This is a genomic window from Actinoplanes hulinensis (assembly GCF_019429605.1).
GTDB classification, from domain to species: domain Bacteria; phylum Actinomycetota; class Actinomycetes; order Mycobacteriales; family Micromonosporaceae; genus Actinoplanes; species Actinoplanes campanulatus.
In genome coordinates this window covers 209692-229286 of the sequence record NZ_JAHXZI010000001.1, presented here as the reverse complement: position 1 = coordinate 229286, position 19595 = coordinate 209692, and the positions used below count along the sequence as shown (strand labels likewise).

The window sequence follows — 19595 nt, the reverse complement described above, 5'->3', positions numbered from 1 at the left end:
ACCGGCCGAGGCCCCCCAGCCAGCCGGTTCCGGCGCCGTGTCGGGGTGAAAGTCCCCGGACAGCGTACCCGCCAAGGTTCACGTAAGTCGATCGAATCCAGGGCCGATCCGTAACGCCTTCTGTGGATCTCGGCTGTCCGGCCACTTCCGTAGCCGTCGATCGCCACTAACCTGCCAGCATGGACGAGCCTCGCTGGTTGACCGATGAGCAACAGCAAGCCTGGCGGCAGGTGATCGAAGTCCTCGTCCGGGTGCCGGCGGCGCTGGAGGCCCAACTCCAGCGGGACGCCGGGCTGACCCACATGGGCTACCTGGTCCTGATGACCCTCTCCGAGCGGTCCGACCGCCGTCTGTCGATGAGCAACCTGGCGAAACGGGCCAGCGCCTCGCTGTCCCGGCTCTCCCACGTGGTGGCCCGGCTGGAGGAGAAGGGCTGGGTCCGGCGGGAACGCGACGCCGCGGACGGCCGGGTCCAGATCGCCGTGCTCACCGACGCCGGCTGGGAGAAGGTGGTGGAGTCGGCGCCCGGGCACGCGGAGGCCGTACAGCAACTGATCTTCGATCGGCTCACCCCCGGGCAGGCCCGCCAGCTGGCCAAGGTCGCCGAGGCGCTGCTGGAGACGCCAGTGGAGGTTCGTTCCCGTCCCGTTTCCCGGTGAGATCTGCGAGGCTGTCCTGATCGGACCAGCCACCGGTGAAGGGTCGTGGGAAGCATGGGTCAGCGGGTGCGGGGCGTGATCGCCCGGGAGAAGGGCAAGCCGGTCGAGGTGGCCACCATCGTGGTGCCCGACCCAGGGCCGGGCGAGGCGGTGGTGAAGATCCAGGCCTGCGGGGTCTGCCACACCGACCTGCATTATCGCGAGGGCGGGATCAACGACGAGTTCCCGTTCCTGCTCGGCCACGAGGCGGCCGGGGTGGTCGAGGCGGTCGGCGCCGGGGTCACCGATGTGGCGCCGGGCGACTTCGTGGTGCTCAACTGGCGGGCCGTCTGCGGCAACTGCCGGGCCTGTCACAGAGGCAAGCCGTGGTACTGCTTCGCCACCCACAACGCGGCCCAGAGGATGACGCTGGAGGACGGCACCGAGCTGTCCCCGGCCCTGGGTATCGGCGCGTTCGTGGAGAAGACGCTGGTGCACGCCGGCCAGTGCACCAAGGTCGACCCGTCGGCCCGGGCCGCTGCGGTCGGCCTGCTCGGCTGCGGCGTGATGGCCGGCATCGGCGCGGCCATCAACACCGGCGGCGTGACCCGTGGCGACTCGGTCGCGGTGATCGGCTGCGGCGGGGTCGGCGACGGCGCGGTGGCCGGGGCGGCCCTGGCCGGCGCGACCACGATCATCGCGATCGACACCGACGACCGGAAACTGGAGTGGGCCCGCGGGTTCGGGGCGACCCACACGATCAACGCGCGCGAGCACGACGTGGTGGAGAAGGTGCGCGAGCTGACCGGCGGGTTCGGCGCCGACGTGGTGGTCGAGGCGGTGGGCCGGCCGGAGACGTACCGGCAGGCCTTCTACGCCCGCGACCTGGCCGGGACCGTGGTGCTGGTCGGCGTGCCCACCCCGGAGATGACCATCGAGCTGCCGCTGCTCGACGTCTTCGGCCGGGGCGGCGCCCTCAAGTCCAGCTGGTACGGCGACTGCCTGCCCACCCGCGACTTCCCGCTGCTCACCGAGCTCTACCGGCAGGGCCGGCTCGACCTGGACGCCTTCGTGACCGAGGAGATCGCGCTGGACGAGGTCGAGCAGGCCTTCGCGAAGATGCACACCGGCGACGTACTCCGCTCGGTGGTGATCTTCTAAGCGGCGCGGGCGTAGGCCGGGGCGGACCGGTCGGCCAGCAGGTCCAGGCAGAGGGCGGCGGTGCGGCTGAAGGCGGAGGTGCCGAGGCCACCGCCCTCCTCCGGGTGGAAGTACTCGAAGTGGCCGTTGCGGTGCGCCAACCGGACCAGGCGGCGGCGCAGTTCCTCCGCGTCGTCCCGCCGCCCATGCACCAGCAGGCCCCGGCGCAGCAGCCAGTTCACGTCGATCCAGACCGGGCCGCGCCAGTAGCGCCGGCCGTCGACCTCACGCGCGGTCCGGTCGTGGCTGGGCGCCGGCAGGCCGAACCGTTCCGACCGCAGCTCGGCCAGGATCCCGTCGACCCGGTCCGGCTCCAGATCCGGCAGCATGAGCGGCAGCAGCCCGGAGACGCAGTGTGCCGGGCTGAGCCGCCCGGTCCGGACGTCACGCGCGTGGAAGGTGCGGGTCTCCGGGTTCCACAGCCGCCGCCCGATGGCCGCCGTGACGTCGCGCGCCCGCTCCCGGTGCCGGCGCGCCTCGGACGGGTGGCCCAGCACCCCGGCGATCTGCGCGAGAGCCAGCTCGGCGGTGGCCGTCACGGCGTTGAAGCCGGGACATTCGACGACGAAGGCGTGCCGCTCGGCGAGGCCGGTGTCGGAGTAGCCCCCGTCCTGGTAGTCCAGAACGAGACCGGCGTACCGGGCATGATCCGTGTCGGCCGGAGGGTGAGTCGCGCCGGAGACCGCGCGGGCCGGCGGACCGGGGTTCGCCGGCACGGCGGCCAGCGCCTCGTCCCAGGCCGGGCTGTCGTCCAGCCCGGACTCCCACGGGTGCACGATGGACGCCAGCCCGCCGCCGCCCGCGTCCCGCCGGTCGCCGAGGTACTCCTGCTGCGCCACCAGCCGTGGGTAGAGCCGGTCGAGTTCGGTCCGGGCCTGCTGGACGGCGTCCGCGCCGTGCGCCGCGGCATGCCGGTAGACCTCCCACGCGGCGAGCGCGTGCAGCGGCGGCTGGACCAGCCCGGTGCTGCTCAGGGCGGGCCGCCCGGCGTAGGCGGGCACGTTCCAGAACCGGGGCCCGGGGAAGTGGGCGTCCTCCGGGGTGTCCGGGTCGAAGGCGATGTGCGGCACCCGGCCGTCCGGCCACTGGGCCGCGAAGAGGCTGCCCAGATCGCGCCAGGCGCGTGGCTGGTTCACGTAGGCCAGCCCGATCGCGGTGAACGCCGTGTCCCAGCTCCGCTGATGCGGGTGGAGCGTGCGCGACGGCACCGTGTGGTCACCCGCCCAGTTGGCGTCGAGCACCCGGACCGCGGAGGTCCACAGCTCCGCGCACACCTCCGGGATCACCGGCAGGGACGGGGACAGGTCGGGGTGCATCAGACAATTGACCTTCCGCTGGGCCGCCCGGTGAGACCCACTCATCGGCCGTCAGCGACCGGCCCGCAGGGAAATGGGAGCACGCATTCCTGGCGTCGCCGGCCCTTTTCGGTCAAGCGCTGATGTGCCGCCACAACCGGCTGCGACGGCCGGGCAGATAGGGGGAGTCCAGGCGCTTCGCGACGACTCCCGGCAGGCCCTGATCGCGTGCCGCCTCCCGGGCGAACTCGCCGCCGCCCGGGAAGTACGGCGGCGTCTGCCAGTGGTCGCCGGCCAGGGACAGGCCCTCCAGCAGTTCGCGGCGCTCGGCGTACCGGACCACCTCGATCGTCGCGTGCCCCTCCAGCCACAGCAGGTCGTAGAGCAGCAGATGCGCGGGCGTGCGCTCGGCCGCCCGGCGCGCCGCCGCGGAGTCCTTCGGCGCCTCGCGCCTGGCGAGCAGCGCGGGATCGGGCCGGGCGCCGTCGAACGTGACGATCTCCCCGTCCAGCACGGCCTCTACCGGCGCGAGCGCCGGGCCCAACGGCCGGATCTCCGGAAACCACGAGGTCACATCATCGCCGCCGGCCTCGGTGAGACGCACTCTTCCCCCGGAGACGTACGCGAGGACGCGCCGCCCGCCCCACGCCATCTCATAACCCCAGTCCGGGTCGTCGGACGGGAGCCCGGCGGCCGGGGTGGTCAGCATCGGCCGCAGTGCCTCGGGCATCGGCTCCCAGCCCGGCTCGGCGGGATCCATCCGGCGCACCATCCAGTCCCGGTCGCCGGTCCGGAAGAAGACGTAACGCCCGCTCGTGCGCTCCCCGTGGAAGGTGACACCGATCTCGTCGTCGCGCCACTTGTCGGCCTCGTAGGTGCCGCGGTCGAAGATCGTCATCCGGCCGCCGCCGTACTGGCCGGCCGGGATCTCACCGGCGAAGTCCAGGTATTCCAGCGGGTGGTCCTCGGTGTGCCTGGCCAGGTTGTTGCGGGCCCGGTCGCGGGGCAGCCCGCGCGGCACGGCGAACGAGACCAGCACGCCGTCCCGTTCCAGCCGGACGTCCCAGTGCAGACCGCGGGCATGGTGCTGCTGGATGACGAACCGGCGCCGGCCGCTCGGTTCGGGGCGGGAGCGGGGCACCGGCTCGGGAGTGCGCCGGGCGTCCCGCTTGCGGCGGTACTCGTCGAGGCGGTCCGTCATACCCGGATTGTCTGCCCCTACCCGGAGCGAAATACACCGGTGTAACTCGATCGGCGGGCGAAACTGTCGTACCCCGGTGGTTTGCTCTCGTCATGCACACCTCACTGCACCGTCACTACCGGCACCGCCGGGCCGTGGCCCTGGCCCGTGCGGGCCGCGCGTTCGCGGTTCTGACCGCAGTGGACGGTCCAGACCGGACGGACAGTGCGGACTGTCCAAGTAGCTTGACTCTGCGTGGCGTGCAACCTCAGGTGCTGTACAAATCGGACCAGATGCTGACCGAGGGTGTTCCCCACGTCGGTCGCTGCCGGTAGTGTTCTGGCTCCGACGCGTATCCATCGACAAGAAGGCGTTGGTGCGATGACCTTGCGCATCCTCGTGGTGGGCGCCGGCATCGCCGGCCTGGCCGCGGCCCGTGGGCTGCGAGTCGCCGGCTTCCGGCCGGAGGTGGTGGAGGCTCTGCCCGCCACCGTCGTCCCGGGCGCCGGCATCTACCTACCAGGCAATGCCTCCCGCGCGTTGCGCCTGCTCGGTCTCGACGTTCCGTTACGCCCGCTCGGTGACCTGATCTTCCGGCAGGTCTTCCTCGACCAGCGCGGCCGCCAACTGTTCGAGATGGACGTCGCGGGTCTCTGGGCCGGGGTCGGCGAGTCCCGCGCGCTCTCCCGCGCCGACCTCCAGCAGGTCCTGCTCACCGGGGTCGGCGGCGAGGTGCGTTTCGAGACCGAGGTGCGCGACCTGCAGGTCGTCGACGGCGCCGCCAAGGTGGAGTTCTCCAACGGCGGCATCTCGGAGTACGACCTGGTCGTCGGCGCCGACGGCCGGCGGTCGATGATCCGGGACCGGGTGGGCCTGGGCGGCCCGGCCGTGCCGACCGGGCAGATCGTCTACCGCGCCGTGGTCAGCGGCGGCCCACCGCTCACCGACTGGACGGCGGTGCTCGGCCGGCGGTCGCAGTTCGTGGCCGTGCCGATGGGTGGGCGGCGGCTCTACTGCTACGCCGACGAGACCGCGCCGGACACCCCCAACCCGGACGACCCGCGGGCCCGCCTGCGTGACCTCTTCGAGGGGTGGGGCGGACCGGTCCCGGCCATCCTCGACAAGATCGAGAAGGTGCAGGTCGCCCGCACCGACGAGGTGGTCCTGCCGGCCTGGTCCAAAGGGCCGGTCGTGCTGGTCGGCGACGCGGCGCACGCCACCGCGCCGACCCTGGCCCAGGGCGCCGCGATGTCCTTCGAGGACGGTTACGTGCTCGGGCAGGAGCTGCGGTCGGCCGGCGGCGACATTCCCAAGGCCCTCCGGGCGTACGAGGACCGCCGCCGCCCGCGCTGCGCCGAGGTTCGCGAGCGGACCCGCGAGCGCGACCGGACCCGGGATGTGCCGCCCGCCCTGCGCGACCCGATGCTGCGGCGTCGCGGGGTCCGGATCTTCACCGACCACTGCCGGGCGCTGGTGGCTCCGGTCTGACCGGGCGGCGCGGCCGCCGTGTCCTTTGGTCACCCCGCGAAGGCCGAAAGTAGGTGGGGGACTATTCTGCCACCGGAGTACGCCCGATCATCGGGATATCCCGAGAGGGACGAACGAGACAACGGAGGCAATTCGTGACGACCGTTGCGCCGTCGCCGATCGCGACCCGACCGTATCCGGTGCGGCGGCCGGTCAAGGGCTCGGCGTTTGCTCGGATCCTGCGCACGACGGACGCGAAGCAGATCGGGATCATGTACATGATCACGGCCTTCGTGTTCTTCCTGCTGGGTGGCCTGATGGCCCTTCTGATGCGCGCCGAACTGGCCCGGCCCGGCATGCAGGTGCTCTCGCCGGAGCAGTTCAACCAGCTCTTCACCATGCACGGCACGATCATGCTGCTGTTCTTCGCGACGCCGATCGTGTTCGCGTTCGGCAACTACGTGGTGCCGATCCAGATCGGCGCGCCGGACGTGTCGTTCCCGCGGCTGAACGCCTTCGCCTACTGGCTGTACCTGTTCGGCGGCCTGATCACCATCGGCGGGTTCCTCACGCCGGGTGGCGCCGCCGACTTCGGCTGGTTCGCGTACACGCCGCTGAGCAACTCGCTGCACTCGCCGGGCGTGGGCGGCAACATGTGGGTGGTCGGCCTGGCCATCTCGGGTCTGGGCACGATCCTCGGCTCGGTCAACCTGATCACCACGATCCTGACCCTGCGCGCCCCGGGCATGACCATGTTCCGGATGCCGATCATGACGTGGAACATGCTGGTCACCGCGCTCCTCGCGGTCATGGTGTTCCCGTTCCTGGCGGCCGCGCTCTTCGCTCTCGCCGCCGACCGCGTGCTCGGCGCCCACGTCTTCGACGTGGAGACCGGCGGGCCGATGCTCTGGCAGCACCTCTTCTGGTTCTTCGGCCACCCCGAGGTGTACATCATCGCGCTGCCGTTCTTCGGCATCATCACCGAGGTCATCCCGGTGTTCAGCCGCAAGCCGGTGTTCGGTTACAAGGGCCTGGTCGCGGCCACCCTGCTGATCGGCGCGCTGTCGATGTCGGTGTGGGCGCACCACATGTTCGCCACCGGCCAGGTGCTGCTGCCGTTCTTCTCGTTCCTGAGCTTCCTGATCGCGGTGCCGACCGGCATGAAGTTCTTCGTCTGGATCGGCACCATGTGGCGCGGCCAGATCAGCTTCGAGTCGCCGATGCTCTTCGCGATCGGCTTCCTGGTGACGTTCCTCTTCGGTGGTCTGTCCGGCGTCCTGCTGGCCTCGCCGCCGATCGACTTCCACGTCTCCGACTCGTACTTCGTGATCGCCCACTTCCACTACGTGCTCTTCGGCACGATCGTGTTCGCGGTGTTCGCCGGCATCTATTTCTGGTTCCCGAAGATGTTCGGCCGGATGCTGGACGAGAAGCTCGCCCGGATCCACTTCTGGCTCACCATGATCGGCTTCCACGGCACGTTCCTGGTGCAGCACTGGCTCGGCACCCAGGGCATGCCCCGCCGGTACGCCGACTACCTGCCGGACGACGGGTTCACCTTCCTCAACACGTTCTCCACGATCGGCTCCTTCATCCTGGGCCTGTCGACCCTGCCGTTCATCTACAACGTGTGGAAGTCGTACAAGGTCGGCAAGCTCGTGACGGCCGACGACCCGTGGGGCCACGGCAACTCGCTCGAGTGGGCCACCAGCACCCCGCCGCCGCTGCGCAACTTCGACCGCATGCCGCGGATCCGCTCCGAGCGGCCCGCCTTCGACCTGAAGTTTCCGCACCTGGCCGCCGGCGAGCAATCCCTCGCCGGCCCGCCGGAGGGCGGCGCCCGGCCGCTCACCAGCGAGTCCGACGGTGGCGCGACCTACCAGGAAGACGTGAGCACCGACCGCGATCGCTGATCGCCCGGCGTTCCCCGAACGGCCCGCACTCCCCGGAGTGTGGGCCGTTCGACGTTTCTGCGGCGCTCGTCACAGCCCCCGCTGGAGGGCCGGTAACGCGTTGGATTTGTGTCGTACCCCCACGGCAGGATGGGCGGCGGAGGTCAGGATCCGACATGCTGCTCACGCCTTACCGCGAAACACTCGCGCTGCCGAAGATCACGTCCCTGCTGGTCGTCGCCACGCTGGCCCGCGTGCCGATCGCGGCGGGCACGGTGGTGCTCACCCTGCATGTGGTTCAGGGCCTCGGCATGAAATATGTGGCGGCCGGGCTGGTCGGTGCGGCGTCGACGATCGGCGGCTCGATCGGAGCGCCGATGATCGGGCGGCTCATCGACCGCTGGGGGCTGCGGCCGATCCTGCTCCTGACGACGGTCGCCGAGGTGATCTACTGGCTCGTCGCGCCGTCCCTGCCCTATGCGGCGCTGCTGCCGGTCGCCGCGGTCGGTGGGTTCCTGGCCCTGCCCGCCTTCTCGGTGGCCCGGCAGGCGATCGCGGCGCTCACCCCCGAGTCGCACCGGCTGCCCGCGTTCGCGCTCGACTCGATGACCACCGAGCTGTCCTTCATGGCCGGTCCCGCGCTCGGCGTGCTGATCGTGACGACCGCCGGCTCGCATGCCGCGATGCTCTCCCTGGCCGTCGGCATCCTGCTGGCCGGTATCGGCCTGTGGCTGCTGAATCCGCCGGTCCGGGCCGCTCACGAGGCCCCGGTGGCGAGCGGTGAGCGGCCACCGCGGCGCAGCTGGCTCAAGCCCCGGTTCGTCGCCGTCCTGGCCGTCACGATGGCGGCCACCCTGGTCCTCTCCGGCACCGACGTGGCGGTGGTCGCCACGCTCCGGGCCTCCGGCGAGGTGGAGTGGGCCGGCCTGGTGCTCTCCCTGTGGGCCTTCTTCTCCCTGGTGGGCGGCTTCCTCTACGGCACCGTCCGGCGTGGCCTGCCCACTCTGGTGATCTTCGCCCCGATGGCCGTGCTGACCATCCCGGTCGGCCTCGGCGGCGACCACTGGTGGCTGCTGGCCCTCCTCCTGATCCCGGCGGGCGCCCTCTGCGCCCCCACCATCACGGCGAGTTCCGACGCCATCAGCCGGATGATTCCGGCCGCGGCGCGCGGCGAGGCCATGGGCATGCACAACTCGGCCCTGACCGTCGGCGTCGCACTCGGCGCCCCGCTGGCCGGCCTCGCCATCGACCACCGCGGCCCGGCCTGGGGCTTCGTCGCGGTCGGCGCGGTCGGCGTCCTGGTCGCCCTCCTGGTCCTGCCCACCGAGTTCCGCCGCCGCCGAACCCCGGAGACCCCTGACCCGGCCGCGCCCGCCGGCTTCGCACCCGTCCCCGATGCGGCGCGCTCCACTGACTCCCTGCCAACCCCGGACCTGCCAACCCCGGACCTGCCAACCCCGGACCTGCCAACCCCGGACCTGGCGGCCCCGGACCTGCCAACCCCGGACCTGCCAACCCCGGACCTGGCGGCCCCGGACCTGCCAACCCCGGACCTGGCGGCCCCGGAGCCCTTCGCGGGCCCGGTAGCCTCCACCGGCTCCGTGCCGGTCTCCGGCAGCCGACCCGTCGGGTCCGCGTAGCCGGGTCGTCCGAGCCGTCAGCGGCCACTTGGCCCGGGGCGACCTCTGCGCGGGTGAGGCTCGGCGGTGACGGTGCGGGCCGCCGAAGGGAATCCGGAGCGGCACCCTGACCGCCGGGCGGGGGCCGGAGGCGCGGACGGCGGTGTGCGCGTCAGGCTCGGTCGAATTCCTGCCGGCGAGCCCAGCCGAGGGCGTAGCGGCACAGTGCCGTCCCGAACGGCCGGATCTCAGGCCGCGACGACGGGCTTGCCGGTCATGGCGATCGAGGCGGCACGGAACTGTTCCAGGGCGGCGTCGGTGGTGCCGCGGGCCACGCCGGCGGTGAGTTCCAGCAGCACGGTGGTGGTGAAGCCCTCCGCCGCGGCGTCCAGCGCGGTCGCGCGTACGCAATGGTCTGTCGCGATGCCCACGACCTCGACCTCGGTGACGCCCCGGCCCCGCAGCCAGCCGGCGAGGGTTTCGCCGTCCTCGCTCTTCCCCTCGAAGCCGGAATAGGCCGCCTGGTGGGCGCCCTTGTGGAAGATCGCCTCGATCCGGTCGGTGACCAGTTCGGGGTGGAACTCGGACCCGGTGGTGCCGACCACGCAGTGCGCCGGCCAGGTGTCCACGTAGTCGGGGTGCTCGCTGAAGTGCGCCCCCGGGTCGACGTGGTAGTCCTTGGTGGCGACCACGTGCTCCCAGCGGTCACCGGCCCGGTCGAGCACCAGCGAGATGCCCTTGGCGACCGCGGCGCCCCCGGTGACCGGGAGCGAGCCGCCCTCGCAGAAGTCGTTCTGTACGTCCACGATGATCAATGCGCGTGACATGGTGCCCCCTAGGCGGTGGGAACGATGACGACGGGGATCGCGGGGTCACCCGCGGAGAGTTTGAGGCCCTCCCACGGGATCGAGATCAGATTCTGCCGCAGGTGTTCCCGGGACTCCTGGAGGCTCGGCGTGTGGAGCACCTCGCCGTCGGCGATCCAGGTGAGCTGGAGCAGCCGGTCGTTGGTCTGATGGTCGGGCACGCCCTGGGAGAAGACGATCTCCTCGGTGGCGGTGCCGGTGGGCTTGTGCCGCCGGATCGCGGTCTTGCGGCCGCCGACGGTCGCCTTGTTCTCCGAGCGCTTGACCACCGGGCGGCCCTCGACCTCGACCAGTTTGTAGACCAGGCCGGCGGTGGGCGCGCCGGATCCGGTGACCACGGCGGTGCCGGCGCCGTACATGTCGACGGGCTCGGCGGCGAGGGTGGCGATGGAGTACTCGTCCATGTCGCCGGAGACGATGATCTTGGTTTCGGTGGCGCCGAGCGAGTCCAGCAGCTCCCGGGACTGCTGGGCCAGAACGGACAGGTCGCCCGAGTCGATGCGGATGGCCCGCAGGTCCGGCCCGGCGACCGCGATGGCGTTCCGGATGCCCTGGCTGATGTCGTACGTGTCGACCAGCAACGTCGTGTTCTTGCCCAGGGCGGCCACCTGCGACCCGAACGCGGTCGGCTCGTCGTCGTGCAGAAGGGTGAACGCGTGCGCCGACGTGCCGGTGGTGGGGATGCCGTACGCCCGGCCCGCCGCGAGGTTGGACGTGGACGCGAACCCGGCCAGGTAGGCGGCCCGGGCGGCGGCGACCGCGGCCTGCTCGTGGGTGCGCCGGGACCCCATCTCGATGATCGGGCGCCCGCGGGCCGCGGTGACCATCCGGGCGGCGGCGGCCGCGATGGCGCTGTCGTGGTTGAGCACGGAGAGGATGAGGGTCTCCAGCACCACGCATTCGGCGAAGGTGCCGGAAACGGTCAGGATCGGTGAGCCGGGGAAGAACAGCTCGCCCTCCGCGTACCCCTCGATCTCGCCGGTGAAGCGGTACTCCGAGAGCCATTTGGCGCAGGTCTCGTCGACGATCCCGGCCGAGCGCAGGAACTCGACCTCGCCCGGGGTGAAGCGGAAGTCGCGGATCATCTCGACCAGGCGGCCGGTGCCCGCCACCACGCCGTAGCGCCGTCCGGTGGGCAGCCGCCGGGCGAACACCTCGAAGACGCAGTGGCGGTCGGCGGTGCCGTCCCGCAGTGCGGCGCTGACCATGGTCAGCTCGTACTGATCGGTCATGAGGGCCGGCGCGATGGTCTCCACGGGCAACACCCTATTGCGCTCGCCGCCGCAGCGTCGCCCGTGGGGCTCGACGCGGCTGTTGACCTGCGGTTCGACGCTCCGGTTCACCGGTTCGCCGAATCCGGTGGCAACATGGGGGCATGGCGTTGCCTCAGGTTGTTCCCGTCGAGACGCCGGAGATCGAGGAAGTACCGGCCGGGGACCGGCCGTGGGTGACCATCGTCTGGGACGACCCGGTCAACCTCATGTCATATGTGACCTGGGTCTTCCAGAAGCTCTTCGGATACAGCAAGGAGAAGGCCGAGAGACTGATGATGGACGTGCACACGAAGGGCAAGGCGGTGGTCTCGACAGGTGCGCGTGAGCGCATGGAGATGGACGCCAACCAACTGCACGGATACGGTCTCTGGGCCACGGTCGACCGGAGTTGACCGTCCGGCGGTCCCGACAAGCGGGTGGGGAAGAAGATGTTCCGACGCAGCGGTGGCCAGTGTGTCGCCACGTTCGCGCACGATGAGGTGCGGGTTCTGCGGAAGGTGGCCGCTGAGGTGGTCGGCCTGCTGACCGACGGGATGGATCACACCGATCCGGTGGTGTCCCGCCTCTTCCCGGACATCTACCCCGAGCGCCCGGAGGACTCGCAGGAGTTCCGCCTCTACACCGAGGGCGATCTCAAGACCAGCAAGATCGACCAGGCCGGCGCGATCCTCGCGGCCCTGCCCGACGAGGGCGAGGGCGAGGTCCGGCTGGACGGCGAGGCGGCCGAGGCCTGGCTGCGGGCGATCAACGACGCCCGGCTGGCGATGGGCACCCGGCTGGAGATCCAGGCCGACACCGACCTGGGCGAGGAGCTGGACAACGCGGTCCTGGAGGACCCGGGTTCGAGCCGGGTGTTCCAGCTGTCGGTCTACGCCTATCTCGGCTATCTCCAGGAGTCGCTGCTCAACGCGCTTCCTGAGATCCGGTAGGTGTGTGAACCGCCACGGTGGGGCCCGGGAAATCTCACGGTAATGTGAACGGCGTGCTGACCATCGACCGAGCGATCATCGACGCGATCGTCGCCCACGCCCGCCGGGACCACCCCGACGAGGCCTGTGGCGTCGTGGCCGGAGCGATCGGCAGTGACGTGCCCCGCCGGCACATCCCGATGGACAATGCCGCGCGTTCGATGACGTTCTACGAGTTCGACTCGATGGAGCACCTGCGGGTGTGGCGCGAGATGGACGACCTCGACGAGGAGCCGGTGGTCATCTACCACTCGCACACCGCGACCGAGGCTTATCCGTCCCGGACCGACATCTCGTTCGCCGGCGAGCCGAACGCGCATTATCTCCTGGTTTCCACCCGCGAGCCGGACTCCGAGGAGATCCGGTCGTTCCGTATCGTGGACGGTGTGGTGACCGAGGAAGAGGTCAACATCGTGGATGCGACGGTGAAGGCGTGATTTCCACAGCTGTGCAGTCGTACATGTTCGGGCAGAGCCCGGCGTCGGTCTTCTACGAGTGTCGCTGCCGGTAAAGCGACCAGGTAGAAGCCCGTCACGTTCGACTTCTCTAGGAGATTCCAGCCATGGCTATCGAAGTTCGCGTCCCCACCATCCTGCGCAGCTACACCGGCGGTGCCAAGATCGTCGAGGGCGCCGGTGACACCCTCATCGAGCTCATCGACGACCTCGACGCCAAGCACAACGGCCTCAAGGGCCGGCTGATCACCGCCGAGGGTGGCCTGCACCGGTTCGTCAACATCTACGTCAACGACGAGGACGTCCGCTTCCTCGGCGCGCTCGACGCCAAGCTCAAGGACGGCGACTCGATCACCATCCTCCCGGCCGTGGCCGGTGGCGCGCTCGGTTTCGCGGCGGCCGCCGCCCTGATGGGCAAGTAATTTTCTGATGGCTCGTTACGAGAGCCTGCTGGACGCTTGCGGGGGCACGCCGCTCGTCGGCCTGCCCCGCCTCTCACCGGTGGTGCCCGAAGGGGCGCCGCCGGTGCGGCTCTGGGCCAAGCTGGAGGACCGCAACCCGACCGGCAGCATCAAGGATCGCGCCGCCCTGTTCATGGTCCGGGAGGCCGAGGAGTCCGGGCATCTGCGCCCGGGCGACACCATCCTGGAGCCGACCAGCGGCAACACCGGGATCGCCCTGGCCATGGTGGCCAAGCTGCGGGGCTACCGGCTGGTCTGCGTGATGCCGGAGAACGTGTCGGCCGAGCGGACCCAGCTGCTGCGGATGTACGGCGCGGAGATCATCTTCTCGCCGGCCGCCGGGGGCTCCAACCAGGCCGTGGCGACCGCCAAGCAGATCGCCGCCGAGCACCCGGACTGGAAGATGCTGTTCCAGTACGGCAATCCGGCGAACGCCCGCGCCCACTACGAGACCACCGGTCCCGAACTGCTGCACGACCTGCCCACGATCACGCACTTCGTGGCCGGGCTGGGCACCACCGGCACGCTGATGGGCACCGGCCGGTTCCTCCGGGAGAAGATCGAGGGCATCCAGATCATCGCCGCCGAGCCACGGTACGGCGAACTGGTCTACGGCCTGCGCAACATCGACGAGGGTTACGTCCCCGAGCTGTACGACGCCTCGGTGCTGACCCGGCGCTTCTCGGTCGGCACCCGGGACGCGGTCCTGCGTACCCGGCAGCTGATCGAGGTGGAGGGCATCTTCGCCGGCTTCTCCACCGGCGCGGTGCTGCACGCGGCGCTGGCCGTGGCGCACGAGGCGGTCCGCGCCGGCAACCGTGCCGACGTCGCCTTCGTGGTGCCCGACGCCGGCTGGAAGTACCTCTCGACCGGGGCGTACGGCGGCACGCTGAACGAGGCCGAGGAGGCTCTCGAGGGTCAGCTGTGGGCGTGAGCCCTCAGTAGGCCAGCGCCACCATCACGTCGGCCGCCATCGGCGGGGCGGCGGCGAGAAGCAGGAACCAGGGCAGGATGCGCCGGTGGATGGAGAGGAAGGCGGCCACCACCGGCGCCACGCTCAGCATGGTGAGTGCGGCCAGGGCGGGCAGGTACCAGGCCGGCGCCCCACCGAAGACGGCGATCACGGCGTAGAGGCCGACGCCGACCCCGCAGATCCCGAGCACGGTTCCGTAGAGGGCGATCGCGAGCACCCGGGCGGCGTCGGGCGGCGGATCATCCGGGGTGGGGAAGCGGAAGACCGCCGGTTCCTCCGGGAACCGTTGCGGCGGCACCACGACGCGGGTGGTGTGGGCCTGCTTCAGAGCGGTCATGCCGCCTCCGTCCGACGACCTTCTCCGGCGTTCACCCAGAGCAACGCGGATAGATCACCGGACGTGACGGTGCAAAGGTGATGAGCTGGTCGAAGGTGCTCTGACGTGCGTTGTCGATTTAGCGACAAATCGATCAGTTGTTAACGCGAGACACTGGTCGGGGCGTACGCTTCGCACCGTGATTGACTGGTCGGTGGGGGCGTGGACGGCGATTCCGAAGCCGACCCAGTGTGAGCCAGAGGGACCCGGATGCGACTAACCGTTCTCGGTTGTGCCGGCAGTTTTCCCGGCCCCGAGTCGGCGTGTTCGGCCTATCTCGTGGAGGCCGACGGGTTCCGGCTTCTGATCGACTTCGGTTCCGGGGCGCTCTCCGCCCTCCAGCGATACTCGGACATGCGGCGCGTCGACGCCATCCTCCTCACCCATCTGCACTGCGATCACATGCTCGACGCGTGCACCTATGTGGTGGTCCGCCGCTACGACCCGGCCGGACCGCTGCCGGCCGTGCCGGTCTACGCCCCGATGGGCGCCGCCGAGCGGATCGCCGCCGCCTACAGCACCGAGGGCGAGCCGGTCGACGACGTCTACACCTTCTACGGCCTCCAGCCGGGGACGTTCCCGATCGGGCCGCTGACGATCACCGTCGACCGGGTCAATCACCCCATCGAGACGTACGGCGTACGCGTCGAACACAACGGCCGGGTGCTGGCCTACTCGGCGGACACCGCACCCTGCGAGGCGCTGCTGCGCCTGGCCGCCGGCGCCGACCTGTTCCTCTGCGAGGCCAGCTATCAGGACGGTGTGGTCAATCCGCCCGACCTGCACCTGACCGGCGGAGAGGCGGGCGAGGCGGCCACCAAGGCGGATGTCGGAAAGCTGCTGTTGACCCATCTCGTCCCGGCGTGGGCGAGTGAGGCATCTATTGTGGAAGCGGCCACCGCCGCCTATGCGGGGCCGGTCGAAGTCGTCCGCCCCGGTGCCAGATACGATCTCTAGGCCGGACGGGGGGTAGACCGGGTAGTACGTGACCTTGGAGTTGTTGCTGCATGCGTATCGTTCGCCTGGCCAACTTCGTCACGGTTCACACCGGTGGCCTGCGTACGGCACTGCGCCAGCTCGGCCGCGGCTATCAGGCCGCCGGTCACGAGGCGGTCCTCGTCATTCCCGGCCGCCGCTACTCCGACAAGATGACCAAGCAGGGCCGCGTCATCACGCTGCCCAGCGCCCCGCTGCCCCGCACCGGCGGCTATCGGGTCCTGGCCGGCCGCCGTGAGCTGGTCAAACTGCTGGACAGTCTGGAGCCGGACCGGATCGAGGTCTCCGACCGCACCACCCTGCGCTGGACCGGCAACTGGGCCCGGCAGCGCGGTGTCCGGTCGATGATGGTGTCCCACGAGAGCCTGGCCGGCCTGCTCGGTGTCTGGGGCATGCCGAAACGGGACGCCCTCGCCGACCGGTTCAACCGGCGCACCGCCGAGGCGTTCGACACGATCGTCTGCACCACCTCGTTCGCCGCCGCCGAGTTCCGCCGGCTGGACGTGCCGAACCTGGTGGAGGTGCCGCTCGGGGTCGACCTCAAACTGTTCCACCCGAGCAGGATGGACGTCGCGGTGCGGTCCCGTTACGCCCGGCCGGACGAGCTGCTGATGGTCTACTGCAGTCGGCTGTCCGCGGCGAAACGGCCCGAGCTGGCCGTCGACACGGTGGCCTCGCTGCGCAACGGCAAGGTGCCGGCGGTGCTGGTGATGGCCGGCGACGGGACCCGGCGGACCGCCCTGGCGTACCGGGCGGCCCGGCTGCCGGTCCGCTTCGCCGGGCACATCTCCGACCGCTCGGCCGTGGCCGCGCTGCTGGCCAGCGCCGACGTGGCGCTCTCACCCGGTCCGGTGGAGACGTTCGGGCTGGCGGCGCTGGAGGCGATGGCCTGCGGCACGCCGGTGGTGGTGAACGAGCAGAGCGCCCTTCCCGAGGTGGTCGGCGGCGGCGGGATCGCGGCGGCCGGCACCGCCGAGGCGTTCGCCGACGCGGTCAGCCGGCTCATGGAACGACCCCGGGTGGAGCGCCGCGGCGCCGCCCGTGAGCAGGCCGAACAGTACGGCTGGCCGAAAGCGGTCGCCGGCTTCCTCCAGGCGCACGAGGCGGTGCCGGCGCCGGCGCCCGCGCCCGCGCTGATCAGGCCCGCGGTGCCCGCCCGGCCGTACCTCCCGTCGCCGCGGCGCACCACACCCGCCCGGGAGGCCGGGGCGGACGAAGCCGGTGCGGCCCGCTACGCATAGGGTTGGGGGCATGGCGCGACCCGACGGCCGAGCGGCCGACCAGCTGCGGCCGGTGACCCTGTCCCGGCGATGGAGCATCCACCCCGAAGGTTCGGTGCTGGTGGAGTTCGGCAACACCCGGGTGCTGTGCACCGCGAGCGTCACCGAGGGGGTGCCGCGCTGGCGCAAGGGCTCCGGGCTCGGCTGGGTGACCGCGGAGTACGCGATGTTGCCCCGGGCCACGAACACCCGCGGCGACCGGGAGAGCGTCAAGGGCAAGGTGGGCGGGCGTACCCAGGAGATCTCCCGTCTGATCGGCCGCAGCCTGCGCGCCTGCATCGACCTGAAGGCGCTGGGGGAGAACTCGATCGTTCTCGACTGCGACGTGCTCCAGGCCGACGGCGGCACCCGCACCGCTGCGATCACCGGCGCCTATGTGGCGTTGCACGACGCCGTCACCTGGCTGGCCGAGCGCAAGAGCCTGGCCGGGAAGATCGAGAAGGTGCTGCACACCTCCATCCAGGCGGTCAGCGTCGGCATCATCGACGGCGAGGCCCGGCTCGATCTGATGTACGACGAGGACGTGACCGCCGAGGTCGACATGAATGTGGTCTGCACCGGCACGGGCGACTTCGTCGAGGTGCAGGGGACAGGGGAGAACGGCGTGTTCCGCAGGGCCCAGTTGGACGCGATGCTCGACCTCGGTGTGCTCGGGTGCGCCGAACTGGCCGCCGCGCAGGCGAAGGCGCTGGCCGCGTGAGCGCCCGGCTGCTGCTCGCCACCGCCAACAAGAAGAAGCTCGTCGAGTTGCAGCGCATCCTCGACGCGGCGCTCGGCGTGGCGCAGATCGAGCTGGTCGGCCTCGGCGACTTCCCGAACTACCCGGACGTGCCGGAGACCGGCCTGACGTTTGGCGAGAACGCGCTGATCAAGGCCCGGGAGGGCGCGAAGCGCACCGGCCTGGCGACCGTCGCCGACGACTCCGGCCTGGCGGTGAACGCGCTCAACGGCATGCCCGGTGTGTTCAGCGCCCGCTGGTCCGGCGGGCACGGCGACGACCAGGCCAACCTGGACCTGGTGCTGGCCCAGGTCAGTGACCTGCCGGACGAGCACCGGGGCGCCGCGTTCGTGTGCGCGGCCGCCCTGGTCCTGCCGAACGGGCGCGAGCACCTGGTCGAGGGCCGCCAGACCGGCCGGCTGCTGCGGTCCGGCCGCGGCGACGGCGGTTTCGGCTACGACCCGATCTTCGTGGGCGACGGCCAGGACCGGACCAACGCCGAGCTCAGCGCGGGCGAGAAGGACGCCATCAGCCACCGTGGGAAGGCCTTCCGCGAGCTGGCCAAGGTGATCGCCAAGGAACTGCCCCGCTGACTATTCGCGGACCATGGTCAGGAGCCGGTCCAGGACGCGTTCCTCCCGGCCCAGACCGTCGTGGGCGTACTCGTTGGTGATCCACGGTCGCAGGTTCCCGATCGCGGCCGCGGTGGCCAGCGACATGTCCCGGTCCACGTACATGTCGTCGTGGTAGATCGCGGCCGCCACCGGAACCTCGTTGGCGGCCAGCCGCGCCGGGTCGTAGAGGGCCGGCCAGTCGGCCTTCCCGGCGATCCGGTCCGCGGCGCCGGCGAGCGGCGCCAGGGCCGGATCCTCGGTGAAGTGCCAGGGATAGATCATCTCCCCGGTGAACCGCACCGGGGAGTCCCGGTCCAGGTCGAACGCACCGAACTCGGCCCGCACCCGCTGCGCCGCCCACCCGGTCGCCGCGCCCTGCCCGTAGATCGCCTCGTGCAGCACGGCGTAGAGCGGGTCCTCGGCGAAGGAGATCACGGCGTCGACCCGGCGCAGGAACACCTCGGACAGCTCGGGCCCGGCGAACGCCTCCTCCAGCAGGTGGTGCAACCGGTCGAAACGGGCCGCCGAACCCAGGCCGATGCCGAGCGTCTGGAACCGGTGCGGGGTGAGCCGGTCCCCGCCCGGTAGCCGCGCGTCCTGCTCCCGCAGCGCGTCCACCACCCGGCGGGCGATCGCCTCGTCCTCCGGATAGCGGGCGAAGTAGCGCTCGTTCTGCGCCAGCACCCGCGGGTAGGCGGCCCGGTACACGTCGTCCGCGGTCGCGGTCAGCCCCGGCAGCCCACCCGTGATGACCACCTCGCGCAGCCCTTCCGGCGCGAAACTCAGGTAGGTGACCGCACAGAACCCGCCGAAGCTCTGCCCCAGCACACTCCACGGCCGGTCGCCGGTCAGATGCCGCCGGAGCAGTTCGGCGTCGGCCACGATGGCGTCCGCCCGGAACCGGGCGAGATGGGCGGCCGGGTCGCCGATCCCCGCCAGCGTCTGCCGGGTGAGCGGCGTGCTGCGCCCGGTGCCGCGCTGGTCGAGCAGCACCACCCGGTAGTCGCGGGCCGCCCGGCGCAGCCACACCGGCAGCTCCCGGGGCGCCCGGTGTCCCGGGCCGCCCTGGAGGAACAGCAGGAACGGCCGGCCTTCGGCCGCCGGATCGGCCTCCCGCACCTCCCGCGCGAAGATCTCGATGCGCGGTCCGTCCGGATCCCCGTGGATCAGGGGTACGGCCAGCGTGTGCTCGGCGAAGACGAGCCCGGAATGACGATGGATCACTCCCCGATCCTGCCGTATCCAAGGCCCTCATCAGCGGCTAGCGGCGTACCGTCCCGTCGCGAAACGAAAGCTGATCTCTCGCGGATCGAATATTCCAGG

19 protein-coding genes and 1 pseudogene are annotated in these 19595 nt (G+C 71.0%); 14 read left to right on the top strand and 6 right to left on the bottom strand.

Annotation, left to right across the window (positions count from 1 at the left end; genetic code table 11):
• The first annotated feature begins 179 nt into the window (after positions 1–179).
• Both KZ829_RS01140 and KZ829_RS01135 read left to right on the top strand, forming a co-directional pair.
• Complete coding sequence (locus KZ829_RS01140; protein ID WP_220142012.1) at positions 180–659, top strand: MarR family winged helix-turn-helix transcriptional regulator; 480 nt, start codon at positions 180–182, stop codon at positions 657–659.
• A 54-nt stretch (positions 660–713) separates the two neighbouring features.
• Complete coding sequence (locus KZ829_RS01135) at positions 714–1799, top strand: S-(hydroxymethyl)mycothiol dehydrogenase (protein WP_220142400.1); 1086 nt, start codon at positions 714–716, stop codon at positions 1797–1799.
• On the opposite strand, the gene KZ829_RS01130 is transcribed toward KZ829_RS01135, so the two are convergent.
• A complete protein-coding gene (locus tag KZ829_RS01130) occupies positions 1796–3154 on the bottom strand; it encodes an MGH1-like glycoside hydrolase domain-containing protein (protein WP_246634885.1) in 1359 nt (452 codons plus the stop codon). The two genes, KZ829_RS01135 and KZ829_RS01130, sit on opposite strands and share 4 nt — an antisense overlap.
• Positions 3155–3266: 112 nt before the next feature.
• Complete coding sequence (locus tag KZ829_RS01125; RefSeq protein ID WP_220142010.1) at positions 3267–4334, bottom strand: DNA polymerase ligase N-terminal domain-containing protein; 1068 nt, start codon at positions 4332–4334, stop codon at positions 3267–3269.
• 360 nt (positions 4335–4694) lie between these two features.
• Here KZ829_RS01125 and KZ829_RS01120 point away from each other — a divergent pair, with 360 nt between their 5' ends.
• The 3 genes from KZ829_RS01120 to KZ829_RS01110 all read left to right on the top strand — a co-directional run bounded on the left by KZ829_RS01120 (position 4695) and on the right by KZ829_RS01110 (position 9312).
• The gene (locus KZ829_RS01120; protein WP_220142009.1) at positions 4695–5801 is read left to right on the top strand and encodes an FAD-dependent monooxygenase; all 1107 of its coding nucleotides are present in this window, start codon (positions 4695–4697) and stop codon (positions 5799–5801) included.
• 134 nt (positions 5802–5935) lie between these two features.
• A complete protein-coding gene (gene ctaD, locus KZ829_RS01115; RefSeq protein WP_220142008.1) occupies positions 5936–7693 on the top strand; it encodes an aa3-type cytochrome oxidase subunit I in 1758 nt (585 codons plus the stop codon).
• A gap of 155 nt (positions 7694–7848) precedes the next feature.
• On the top strand, positions 7849–9312 hold the full coding sequence (locus tag KZ829_RS01110; RefSeq protein WP_220142007.1) for an MFS transporter: 1464 nt from the start codon (positions 7849–7851) through the stop codon (positions 9310–9312).
• A 227-nt stretch (positions 9313–9539) separates the two neighbouring features.
• Here the strand turns inward: KZ829_RS01110 and KZ829_RS01105 are convergent, their stop codons facing one another.
• Together KZ829_RS01105 and KZ829_RS01100 are read right to left on the bottom strand one after the other, a co-directional pair.
• On the bottom strand, positions 9540–10118 hold the full coding sequence (locus tag KZ829_RS01105) for a nicotinamidase (protein ID WP_220142006.1): 579 nt from the start codon (positions 10116–10118) through the stop codon (positions 9540–9542).
• A gap of 8 nt (positions 10119–10126) precedes the next feature.
• Entirely contained in the window at positions 10127–11413 is a 1287-nt protein-coding gene (locus KZ829_RS01100; RefSeq protein WP_220142005.1) for a nicotinate phosphoribosyltransferase, read from the bottom strand.
• A gap of 119 nt (positions 11414–11532) precedes the next feature.
• On the opposite strand from KZ829_RS01100, the gene clpS reads away from it, so the two are divergent.
• The 5 genes and pseudogenes from clpS (at position 11533) to KZ829_RS01075 (ending at position 14249) form a co-directional block, all read left to right on the top strand.
• The gene (clpS, locus tag KZ829_RS01095) at positions 11533–11823 is read left to right on the top strand and encodes an ATP-dependent Clp protease adapter ClpS (protein ID WP_183224898.1); all 291 of its coding nucleotides are present in this window, start codon (positions 11533–11535) and stop codon (positions 11821–11823) included.
• A 36-nt stretch (positions 11824–11859) separates the two neighbouring features.
• Positions 11860–12360, top strand: coding sequence for a DUF2017 domain-containing protein (locus KZ829_RS01090; RefSeq protein ID WP_183224897.1), 501 nt, complete (start codon positions 11860–11862; stop codon positions 12358–12360).
• A gap of 53 nt (positions 12361–12413) precedes the next feature.
• Positions 12414–12910: pseudogene (locus tag KZ829_RS01085) on the top strand (M67 family metallopeptidase).
• A gap of 51 nt (positions 12911–12961) precedes the next feature.
• Complete coding sequence (locus KZ829_RS01080) at positions 12962–13276, top strand: MoaD family protein (RefSeq protein ID WP_183224895.1); 315 nt, start codon at positions 12962–12964, stop codon at positions 13274–13276.
• Positions 13277–13283: 7 nt separating this feature from the next.
• Entirely contained in the window at positions 13284–14249 is a 966-nt protein-coding gene (locus KZ829_RS01075; protein WP_220142004.1) for a PLP-dependent cysteine synthase family protein, read from the top strand.
• A 4-nt stretch (positions 14250–14253) separates the two neighbouring features.
• Here the strand turns inward: KZ829_RS01075 and KZ829_RS01070 are convergent, their stop codons facing one another.
• The gene (locus KZ829_RS01070; RefSeq protein ID WP_220142003.1) at positions 14254–14625 is read right to left on the bottom strand and encodes a hypothetical protein; all 372 of its coding nucleotides are present in this window, start codon (positions 14623–14625) and stop codon (positions 14254–14256) included.
• 249 nt (positions 14626–14874) lie between these two features.
• On the opposite strand from KZ829_RS01070, the gene KZ829_RS01065 reads away from it, so the two are divergent.
• From KZ829_RS01065 to rdgB, 4 genes are read left to right on the top strand one after another with little or no spacing between them, the layout of a single operon-like run.
• Positions 14875–15621 carry an MBL fold metallo-hydrolase gene (locus KZ829_RS01065; protein WP_220142002.1) on the top strand — a complete coding sequence of 249 codons (747 nt, stop codon included), beginning with the start codon at positions 14875–14877 and terminating at the stop codon, positions 15619–15621.
• A gap of 50 nt (positions 15622–15671) precedes the next feature.
• Entirely contained in the window at positions 15672–16901 is a 1230-nt protein-coding gene (locus KZ829_RS01060; RefSeq protein ID WP_220142001.1) for a glycosyltransferase, read from the top strand.
• Between the two features lie 10 nt (positions 16902–16911).
• Complete coding sequence (gene rph / locus KZ829_RS01055) at positions 16912–17640, top strand: ribonuclease PH (protein WP_220142000.1); 729 nt, start codon at positions 16912–16914, stop codon at positions 17638–17640.
• Positions 17637–18251, top strand: a complete 615-nt coding sequence (rdgB, locus tag KZ829_RS01050) for an RdgB/HAM1 family non-canonical purine NTP pyrophosphatase (protein ID WP_204297273.1) — start codon at positions 17637–17639, stop codon at positions 18249–18251. Before rph ends, rdgB begins: the two co-directional genes overlap by 4 nt.
• On the opposite strand, the gene KZ829_RS01045 is transcribed toward rdgB, so the two are convergent.
• A complete protein-coding gene (locus tag KZ829_RS01045; protein WP_308285291.1) occupies positions 18252–19496 on the bottom strand; it encodes an alpha/beta fold hydrolase in 1245 nt (414 codons plus the stop codon). It abuts the gene before it with no gap.
• Positions 19497–19595 lie beyond the last annotated feature (99 nt).